The following is a 10,937-nucleotide window of genomic DNA, read 5'->3' on the forward strand; positions in this document are numbered from 1 at the left end:
CTTACTGCCTTACCTCTACAAAATATTGTTCCAATGACTGCTCCAGGATTTTTCTATCGGTGAAAATATCAGGGTGAGCATCTTTCAGAATATTTTCGATCATGCGGTTTTGATTTTCAGCCTTCCTGATGACCTGTGAAATGGGCATACGGGTAAAGGCGATGAGCACATACTGGGGGGTGAACAGTTCAGGGTAATGCTCGGCAATTAGTCGTTCAAGCTTCCATTTGGCATCATAGGTAGGTGCAATACTGGCCGTAATGCTATCGAAATTTTTCAGTGAAAGCCTGGCCATCAGGTCGGCATCCTCCTTACGGCGACTGGTAAACTGCGTGATCGCCCGGCCCATGTGGCCATCGAACTCATCCAGCAGGGCATTGAAAATACTGCAATCCTCAAAGCAGGTGTTCATACCCATTCCGTAAAAAGGTGCCATGGCATGAGCCGCATCCCCGATCAGCAGGGAGCGGTCACGGTAATTCCATCGGGGGCACTCCACCGTATGAATATTGGAAGTAGGATTTATAAAATACTGACTGAGGATATCAGGAATGTACTTTTTAAGACTAGGGAAACTGGTATTGAAGTAGCTTACCACATCTTCGTCAGTACGGATCTGGTTGAATGAATACGTGCCTTGCAGATCATTGAATAAGGTGGAAATAAATGAACCGTCACAGCACATCTGGGCCATGATGAAGGCATGTCTGCTTACCCAAATATGCAGGTAGTCCAGCAGTACCTTTTCACTGACTGTATCCAGTGGGGGCATTTCCAGTTCTTTATAGGCACAACTGAGTATCTGTGTCTTGAAACTATGGTCGGTGTTACGCTCCATAATTTCACGCACGGAAGACAGCCCCCCGTCAGCACCAAAAATATAGTCAAAGGTTTCCTGACTGGCTGAGCCATTGGCCTTATCCTGCACATCTATGGTATTGGTTTCAAAATTGATATCGGTACAGATGTGCTCGAAGTGAAAGTCGATCATGCCCGTGCTCTCGGCCTTTTCCAAAAGCAGATTGTTCAGATCCCGGCGGTTTACGGTATAGATAGCCTGGTGGGATTTACCGTAGTGCTGCAACATGGGGGTACCCTCCATACGGTAAGTAGCCCGGCCGTATTTGGGAGCTCCGATCTTCTGTACGGTTTCCAGCATATCCACCTCCTTAAGCGCATGCCAGCCACGTTCGCTAAGGGACATGGCTATGGTCCGGTTACGGTCCGGGCTGATATTCCGGAAGTCGGGCCGCTTTTCATAGATCACGGATTTGAGGCCTCGTTTAGCCAGGTATAAGGCCAGCAGTGAACCGGTAAGCCCGGCACCTACTATGCATATCTTAAGCTGATCTGTTGCCATCTCCTTGGTCGGTTTAGTTTTTTCTTAGGTTTTGAGGGTTGATCAGAAACTCACCTTGATGGTTTCTTCTTCGTCATCGCTGGGTTCTTCTTCCTTTTCCTGCGGGAGAAGCAGGGCCTGAGCTTCAATAGTGGGATTACTGAAGAGATCAGTAATTTCCAGCAGCCCGGGATAGGCTTCTTCTATAAAATTGAAAAGCTGCACCAGCCTCAGGCTGTCGCCTCCCAGGTCAAAGAAGTTGTCTTCCATGCTGATGTCCTCACGTTTAAGGACTTCCTGCCACCACTTAAGCAGGATCTGCTCAGTACCGGTCTCTGCATGGCGGTCGCTCCGGGTGCCGGTAAGGGCATTTTCCTTCGCCAGGGGTAGCTTCCGGCGGTCTATTTTCCCGTTGCTGTTGTATTCGAACGCCTCTACCGGTACGAAATAGGCAGGGATCATGTAAGCGGGTAGCTTTTGTTTCAGAGCAGCCTTCAACTGTCCCAGTGACAATGAAGCTCCGGAGGTAAAATAGGCTGCTAACTTTTGCTCTTCTGTGAGGACGACCACGGCCATGGTAATTCCTTCTACACTTGCCAGGGCATGCTCTATCTCGCCAGGCTCCACGCGGTGGCCCTGTACATTGACCATGCTGTCTACTCTACCCAGGTATTCGAGCTGACCGTCCGTACGCCATTTGGCCATGTCCCCGGTTCTGTATATCCGCCCGTTATCCCTCAGAGGGTCCTTATCAAACTTTTGGCGGCTAAGGTCCGGGTCGTTCTGATAGCCAAGGGCTATACCGGCACCGCCAATGCAAAGCTCACCGCGAACACCCACCGGCACGAGCTGGTCATCGGAATCCAGTACATACAGGTATTTATTAAAGCTGGGTCGCCCTATCGGCACAGCGGAAATGATATCCGCCTCCTCATACTTAAACATACTCGCCTTAACTGTGGCTTCGGTAGGGCCGTATGAGTTGCGCATATTTTTAGACGTACCGTAGTGGGCCATATCCGCGGGAATAGCGGCCTCCCCGGCGGTCACGATCGTGCGTATGCCGGGCAATTCATGGTGCCGGAGTACATTCAGGTAAGCAGGGGGCAGAATGGCGAGGCTTACGGCTTTCTCTTCCACATATCTCACAAACCTGCCTGTATCCAATATGACATCTTTATCTATCAGGACAAGGTTGGCGCCGCAGGCAAAGGCCATGAAAATATCTGCCAGAGACCCGTCGAAGGTGAGGGAAAGGAACTGAAGTACCTTGTCCTTGCTGGTACACTCCAGTGTTTCCACCTGATCCAGTGCCATATTGAGCAACCCTTCGTGAGATACCCGTACGCCTTTTGGCCGGCCGGTAGAACCTGATGTGTACAGGATGTAGGCAAGGTCATCCGTACGGTAAGATAGCGTAAGGTTCTCCTCCTGTTCGGCGAGCATATCGAACTCCACATCACAGGCAAATATTTCTCCTTCATACCCCTGAAGGGCAGGAAGATATTCTGAATTGGTCATCAGCATCTTCATGCCGGTATCCTGAAACATGTAGCTTTTCCGGTCCTGCGGAAAAGCAGGGTCTACTGGAACATATACCAGACCGGCCTTCCAGATAGCCAAAAGGCTAATGATAGCATGATCACTTTTTTCCAACATCACACCTGCCACATCACCCGGTTTCAGATTCTTTTCCTGAATAAGGTGATGAGCCAGACGATTGCTAAGGGTATTCAGTGCTGCGTACGTGTGTGTGGTATCATTCCAGGTAAGGGCGGTGCGCTCTCCGTATTTATCCACTATTTCCTCAAAATGAGCCATGAGCAACTTAGCCTGTGGTATTTCCCGCTCATTGCTGCCGAATTCATCAAGTAGCAGAGCTTTTTCTTCCTGTGGCAGGTAGTCCATCAGGGCTACCGCCAGGGTAGGATTTTCCACAACCTGGCTAAGGAGCTGTTCCACATGTTTGAGTACATAGTCAATACGCTGGCCGGTAAAGAGGTCCGTATTATAATCCAGGGTGAGGTAGAGCCCGCCGTCATATTCGGTAAACTCAAACCGTAAATCGACAGTGCTTGCGGTATAGCCTTCGTCAAATCCTTTGATGTTTAAACCGAGTGCTTCTTCCTGGCTGCTGTCGTAAACGAAGGCGGTATTTTGCAATACGACCGCTACGTCATACAATGGGGAGCGGCTCATATCCCGCTCTACATCCAGATCCTCAACTAACTTATCAAAGGGGTAGACCTGATGGGCAAAGCCATCGAGGGTAGTACGCCGCACTTTGTTCAGCAATGCTTCAAAACTATCCTGCCTGTTAAAGGAAGTCCTAAGAGGCAGATTGTTAAGAAACATGCCTATTACCGGCTCGAGATCGGCATGAATGCGTCCTGCCACCGGCGTACCCAATACGATATCTGTCTGGCCGGTGTAGCGGTGCATCAGGCTGTAAATGCCGGATAGCAGTACCATAAAGAGGCTGCTATCGTTGTCCCTGGCGAGTTTATTCAGTCCTTTTGTGAGCTCCAAGCCTAATGGTATGCTCTTACTGGCACCGTTATAGGTGCGGCGGGCAGGTCTGGGCATATCCGTAGGCAGATCGAGTACGGGAACTTCTCCCTTAAACTGATCCACCCAATACCCCCGGTGTTTTGTTAGCGATTCGCCACTAAGCTGGTCATTTTGCCAGTGAGCGTAATCTTTATACTGGAGGGGCAGCGCAGGCAGCTTAACCTCGTCACCATCTCTAAGAGCATTATAAGCACTCAGTACCTCAGTGAAGAATACATTGAGGGACCAGCCATCCGTAATGATGTGGTGCATGGTGATGATAAGCACCCGTTGCTCACCCCGCAGGTTCAGCAAGTGTATATTTAATAAGGGACCTTTTTCCAGATCAAACATCCTGGTGGCTTCCGCCCGGGCAATCTCTTTCACCCTTTCGTCTGCGGCATCCGTATCGGCCAGGTCAGAGACTGACCACGGAAGGGTAAGCCTGTCAACCGCCTCAATCTGCTGGCGGGGTTCGCCCTCCTGCAGAATGATGCGGGTACGGAGGCTTTCATGCCGGGCATACACGAGGTCGAAGGCTTTTTCCAAAGCATTGATATCCGACTCACCTTCAAGCACATACGCTTCGGTGATATTGTAGGCGGATTGTCCCCCTTCAAACCTGTCGATAACCCACAGCCTTTTTTGTGCATGCGACAGGGCATAATTTTCCTGTGCTGGCACAGGTACAGGGGCCTTTATCTCTTCACCATTGCTGGAATTTATAGCAGCAGCGAGACCTTCTACTGTAGGGTTTTCGAACAGATCACGCAGGTCGAGAGTGCTGCCCATCTCCTTTTCCAACCGGGCTATAAGGCGGGCGGCCTTTAGCGAGTCGCCACCCAGTTGAAAGAAATGGTCCTTTACAGTGACTCCCTGCTCCGGAAAGAGACTGCTGAACGCTATCCGGATCATTTCCTCTCTTTCATTTCTGGCTGCAGCTACAGAAGGTGAAGCCGCTGATGCCCGGGAAGGTTTCGGTAGTGCCTTGCGGTCGATCTTACCATTGGCATTAAGCGGGAGTTGAGCCAGTGATACAAACTGCTGCGGCAGCATATGGGCAGGCACTATGCTTTTCAGGTGATCCGTAAGATTTTTTTCATTTACGGGTTCTGCTGTTTCCAGGTAAGCAATAAGGCGCTTATCCTGTCCCTCTCCATCCAGTATCACAGCGGCTTTATCAATGGTACGGTAAGTCACCAGTGCAGCCTCAATTTCTCCCAGCTCTATACGAAATCCCCTCAGCTTAATCTGGCTGTCATTACGACCGATGAACATCATATTGCCATCGGGCATCCACCGTACCAGGTCGCCGGTGCGGTACATGCTACCGGCACCAAATGGGTTCGGGATAAATTTATCAGCCGTCAGCACAGGCCTGTTCCGGTACCCCCTTGATACCTGGTCTCCGGCAATACAAAGCTCGCCGGGTACTCCGGCAGGAAGCAAATTCTGCTCATCGTCCAGCACATAAAAGCGGGTATTAGAGACCGGCCTGCCCATTGGTACGCCATCATCCTTAGCGTCAAAAGTATAGCAGGAGCTATAGGTGGTATCTTCCGAAGGTCCGTACAGGTTGCGAACCTGTATGACTGTATCACAGAGTTTTTCTTTAATGGAAAGAGGCACTGGCTCACCTGCCATATTGATGGCAGTTACATTCTTCAAATCAGTGCCGGAAGCTAACAAACCTGCGATGACAGAAGGCACCGTATTAATCAGAATGTTTTCGTCTTTGCCTGTCCATTTTTCTATATCAAGCCCGTCATTAAGTATGCGTATGTTTTTACCGGCAAACAGCGGATAGAAGAGCTCAAAAACAGAAAGGTCAAAACAAAATGAGGTGACTGCGTAAACCGTTTTAAAATCGGTATCTGCGAATTCCTGTAGCGCCCAGTTAAGGAATGTGGCTGCATTGCCATGGGTGATTTCCACGCCCTTAGGCTGGCCGGTAGATCCTGAGGTGTAAATAAGGTAGGCAAGGTCTTCAGGCTTGCTTTGATCCTCTATGCCGGTTTCAAGAATGGTGCTGAGGGTTTGCTCAAGTTCCTCAAGTACAACCCTGGTAATACCTTTCTGCCCTGAAAGCTGGTCTACCGTGTCGCAAATCACATAGTCTAATCCCGCATCACCTATGATAAACTCGAGCCTGGCAGGGGGATAGGCCGGGTCCAGCGGTACATAGGCAGCGCCGCTTTTCACCACTGCAAGCAAACTGATGAGCATCTGTTCATTCCGACCGGTGCATACGCCTATCAGACTTCCCTTTTCTACCTGAATAGTTTGGGTAAGATAGCGCGCCAGCCGGTTGGCCTGTTTATCTATTTCTTTAAATGAAATGGTGGTTTCACCAACGAATAGAGCCTTATCCTTATTCCGGATATCAGCCCCGCTTTCTATCAACCCGGTAATGGTACCGTTTGCCGTTACGTCTTTATGAGAAGATGCCCATTTATTAAGAAGGATATCCACCTCATTATCTGACAAGTACACTTCATGAGATAGCTTCACTTCCTCCGTACTACACAGGGCCGCCAGGATGTTTATAAAGTACCCGTTCAGGCGCTCTATTTCCTCTTTGGTGTATAATCCATCCGCGTAGTTGAGGGTAATGCCGAGGTTATCCCCTATCCGGCTTATGCCGAAGTCGAAATAGGTATTCGTATTTTCAAAACCATGGACGAAGGCATCGGCATTGTCACCATGGCCTTCTGTATTTCTTTCGGACTGATTAAAGTCTACGTAATAGAAAAAATGATCGAAGAAGGGATTTCCTCCGGCCTCTTCACCTAGTAATCGAGCCGTTTCCAGCAGGGACATTTTTTCGTAATGCTTTAGCTCTCTGGCTTGCTGCCTGATCTGGTTTAACAGACTTTTGGATGTGAGGGCCTTTCCTAATTGGATCCGGAATGGCAAGGTGTTAAGAAAACAGCCCAATACCTTATCTCCATCGGTCATTTCAGGCCTTCCCTGGGTGACCAGGCCAAAGGTGAGATCATCAGCGTTCGTACTCACCTTCATCATGCCCGCATAAGCTGCCAGGCAAACTTCCTGTATGCCTGTTCCGGTGCGGCGGCTGGTCTCCAGTACCGCCTGCGCTATATTTCCGGGAATGGCCTGCACATGCCGGTTTACCTGTCCGCTGTAGTGCGGCACTGTTTTTCCGAGTGGAATGGCTGTGCGCTCATAACCACCGAGGTAGTTCTTCCACCAGTTTTGCGCATCGGCATTCAGGGCTAATCTCTGCTCGATGATATAGTCCCGGTAAGAAGCCTGCAACGGCGCGGGGACAAATGTCTCTGACTCACTCAGCTTTTCATACGTATCTGACAACTCGGCTATGAAAGCAGCCATGCTCCAGCCATCCAGAATAGCATGATGGAAGGTGAACAGCACCCCAAAGTCTTTGCTTCCCAAGCGGATGAGGCGCAGGCGCCATAAGCCGGGGCTTTCGTGATCCAGTTGGGTCAGGCGATCGTTATCAGTGAGATTTCCTAGAGCAGTCTGCTGCTCAGCAGAAGACAGGTGACTTAGATCTTCAAGGGTAAAGGCAGGGCTGAAATCCTTTGCTTTACAAACGACATGAAGAGGCGTTTCAAAGCCTGACAAACGAAAGCAGGTGCGAAGGGCCTCATGCTTCTGTATCAGCAGGCGCAACGCCTTCTCAAATCGGTTTATATCAAACCCGGCATCATCAAATGGGTAATAGAACTGGTCCTGGTACACACCCTCAGCCTTGCCCATCATATGATGGAAAACCATCCCCTTCTCAATGTCACTCATCGGGTAAAAATCTTCCCATGAGTCAGGCAGTTGGTTTACCCGCTTAGGGTCTTCCAGTATTTCCTTTTTGAATACCTCAAGCTCCCGGCTTATGGCAAGTTTATCAGCCTCACGATGAGAGACCTCTCCTCCTTCTGCCATTCCGGCAAGGGCTGCAATGGTTGGGTGGGCGAAAAGGTCCCTTACTTCCAGGTTAACTTCCAGTTTTTTATTGGCGCGGCTTATCACCCGGATGGCTTTAATGGAATCCCCTCCTATGGCAAAATAGTCATCATGAATGCCCACCGTTTTCCTTCCAAGTTCCTCAGCCCAAATGGCAGCCAGCTCCTTCTCTGCCTCAGAGGCAGGCGCAACATACTCTGTACCAGAGGCTTGTTCGCCATGCACCTGTTTTGCTAAAGTGCGGCGATCTGTCTTGCCGGAAGCAGTAAGGGGCATCTCCTCAAGGTGTACCAAGTACGAAGGCACCATGTAAGCAGGCAGGAAAGAGGCTAATTGAGTTTTCAGGCTACTTGTTTCAAAAGCCTTACCGGTATAGAAACCAGCCAGTTCAGGCACTTCGCCTCCACTCACGATCACGGCAGCATTTTCCACTCCTTCCATTTTCAGAAGCGTGCGCTCTATCTCGCCGGGCTCTATCCTATACCCCTTTATTTTTACCTGCCGGTCAGCCCTGCCGGTGTAAATGATCTCTCCGCTTTCCGTCCAGTAACCGGTGTCCCCGGTCAGGTATAATTTCCCTCCTTTCGAATACGGGTTTTCTACAAATCGCTCGGCAGTTAGTTCAGGCGCATTGATGTAGCCGGTTGCCAGTCCCGTTCCGCCAATGGCTATTTCTCCCTCCACTCCCACCGGTAAAGGTCTGAGCGATTGATCAAGGATATAAAGTTGTGTATTGGCAATAGGCTTGCCGATAGGCACCACTGTGCCTTCAGGCCTGGTCAGGTAGTAGCTTACATCTACCGAGGCTTCGGTAGGTCCGTAAAGATTGTAAAGTGGAATAGCCAATTTGCTGTAATGCTGAGCTACCATTTCCGGAAGGAGTGCCTCGCCACTGGCTACGATACGTTTCAGACTTCCCGCTTTCGTAATGTTTTCTCTGTTCAGTTGTTGCAGGAAGGCATTGAGCATCGTCGGGACAAAGTGAAGGGTCGTAATGCCATTTTGCTCTACCACATCCAGCAACCAGTCAGGATCGTAAGCCGTTTCTTTGGAGCAGAGTACCAATCTTGCCCCAAAGCACAGGGTCATGAAAAACTCCCAAACGGATACGTCGAATATATAATTGGTCTTCTGCAGGATAACGTCTTCGGCAGTAAAGCCAAGTGCCTTCCACTGCCAGTCTATCCGGTTGACCACGCCCCTGTGCGGCACCATGACTCCCTTAGGCTGACCTGTGGAACCGGAGGTAAAGATCACGTAGGCCAGATCATACGGGGAGACGGTAACCTGTGGGTTTACGGAATGATTACTGTCTTCCTGTACCAGTTCGGCTATGTCTGCAGTGCTGACGTTTATATCAGAAAAAAGATCAGCCAACCCTTTGCCGGTAAGTACAGTAGCTGCCCCACTGATTTCTACCATACGGCGAATTCGCTCTACGGGGAAATCCGGATCTATAGGCATGTAGGCAGCTCCGCTCTTCATGATCGCCAGCATGGCCATAACCATCTCGGGAGACCTGTCAAAGCAAATGCCTATTACCTGACCGGGTGCAACATTTTCATGTTTTTGCAGCCAATGAGCAAGCTGGTTTGCTTTGCTGTTCAGTTCCCTGTACCTAAGTGAGTGGCGCTGAAATGACAGGGCAGTTTTTTCCGGATGGGCCGCCGCCTGTTTTTCAAAAAGGCTGACCAGGGTTTCATCTTTGGGGTAAGGGGATTGGGTTTGGTTAAATTGATGAAGAACCTTGTGTTCTTCCCCGGCAGAAACAATGCTCAGACTTTCAAGCGTATTTACCGGAGCTTCAATCACCTGCGCCATCAAGTGAAGCAAGTGCTTACCTAATTGCACCACCATTTCCGGCGTAAAGCGATTGGCATTTATATTAAACTCAATGTGCAGTTGCTCTTCCGGCCGGACGATCACATTGAGATCATAGGGTGTCTGCTCAAAGGAATCTACGTTCAGAATTTCCAGATCATCCTTTGCGTTTGCTTGCTGAGACACCTCCTTTTCTACCGGAAAGTTTTCAAACACAATGATATGGTCCGGCTGTTCACGGCCACCTTCCATCTGCTTAAGTATAGAAGCGAGGGGAAGATACTGGTGAGCTTCCGTTTGGATAATCTCTTTCTGAAAGCGCTTCACAAAGTCCCGGAAGCTTTCATTATCTGCCAACTTAACCCTTACCGGAAGGGTATTGATAAAAAGCCCGATCATGGACTCTACTGCGGGAAGAGAGGCGGGCCTTCCGGAAACGACATTACCGAAAAGTACGTCACTAGAACCGGTGTATTTTTGCAAAAGGATGGCCCATACTGCCTGAAACAAAGTACTGACGGTTACATTCAGCTCTGAAGCCAGTGCCTGTAAGCTCCGGGTATTGGCCACGTCAAGCGAAAACAGGTGGGATTGCTGGCGATAGCCCTCCTTTTGTTTTTTGTAGCGTTCAAATGCACTTTGGCTCTCGTAGTCAGCGGTGTAGTCTTTCCAAAAGGCAAGAGAAACGGCGGTATTCTGCTTATCAAGCCACTCTATGTATGAGCGATACCGTGGTACGGCGGGCAAGTCAGGTGTCTGCCCTTTAGAGAGTGCATCGTATATCCGACCATACTCTCCCGTAAGGAGGGCAATACACCATCCATCCATCAGGATATGGTGAAAGGTCCAGGTAAACTCACAGGATTGCGGTCCGGTTTTGATGACGGAAATCCGCATCAGCACATCTTGCTGGAGATCAAACGGCTGCAAGCGATCAGCCTGCTTAAATGCCTCCACAATGCCTTCGGCTTCTTTGGGGCTTTTGTCTGTTACATCCTGAAAACTCAGGTCGACAGGCTGCTCTTTTAATACGACCTGCAGGGGCCGGTCCATTTTCTTATGATTAAAGACCGTGCGCAGTACGTCATGCCGGGCAATGAGCGTTTCGAGACTCCGACGCACCACGCCCATATCCAACGAGCCAGCAAGGCGGTAGGAAAACTGCTCAATGTAGGCGGTATCTTCCGGGTCATATACCCATTGGAAGTACATACCTTCCTGCATGGGGGATAGCCGATAGATGTCTTTAATATTATTATTGTCGATCTTCGCTTTCATAAAA

2 protein-coding genes are annotated in these 10,937 nt (G+C 49.7%); both read right to left on the bottom strand.

What is annotated here, in order from left to right:
* Window position 1: 1 nt before the first annotated feature.
* On the bottom strand, window positions 2-1,360 hold the full coding sequence (locus AB9P05_RS21285; protein WP_371910854.1) for an FAD-dependent oxidoreductase: 1,359 nt from the start codon (window positions 1,358-1,360) through the stop codon (window positions 2-4).
* 42 nt (window positions 1,361-1,402) lie between these two features.
* On the bottom strand, window positions 1,403-10,933 hold the full coding sequence (locus AB9P05_RS21290; RefSeq protein WP_371910855.1) for an amino acid adenylation domain-containing protein: 9,531 nt from the start codon (window positions 10,931-10,933) through the stop codon (window positions 1,403-1,405).
* Window positions 10,934-10,937: the final 4 nt, after the last annotated feature.

It is taken from the genome of Roseivirga sp. BDSF3-8 (genome assembly GCF_041449215.1).
GTDB lineage: Bacteria > Bacteroidota > Bacteroidia > Cytophagales > Cyclobacteriaceae > JBGNFV01.

Bases quoted from the DNA above. Each gene is read 5' to 3' on its own strand.
- AB9P05_RS21285 (WP_371910854.1), bottom strand. From the start codon at position 1,360: ATGGCAACAGATCAGCTTAAGATATGCATAGTAGGTGCCGGGCTTACC.
- AB9P05_RS21290 (WP_371910855.1), bottom strand. From the start codon at position 10,933: ATGAAAGCGAAGATCGACAATAATAATATTAAAGACATCTATCGGCTA.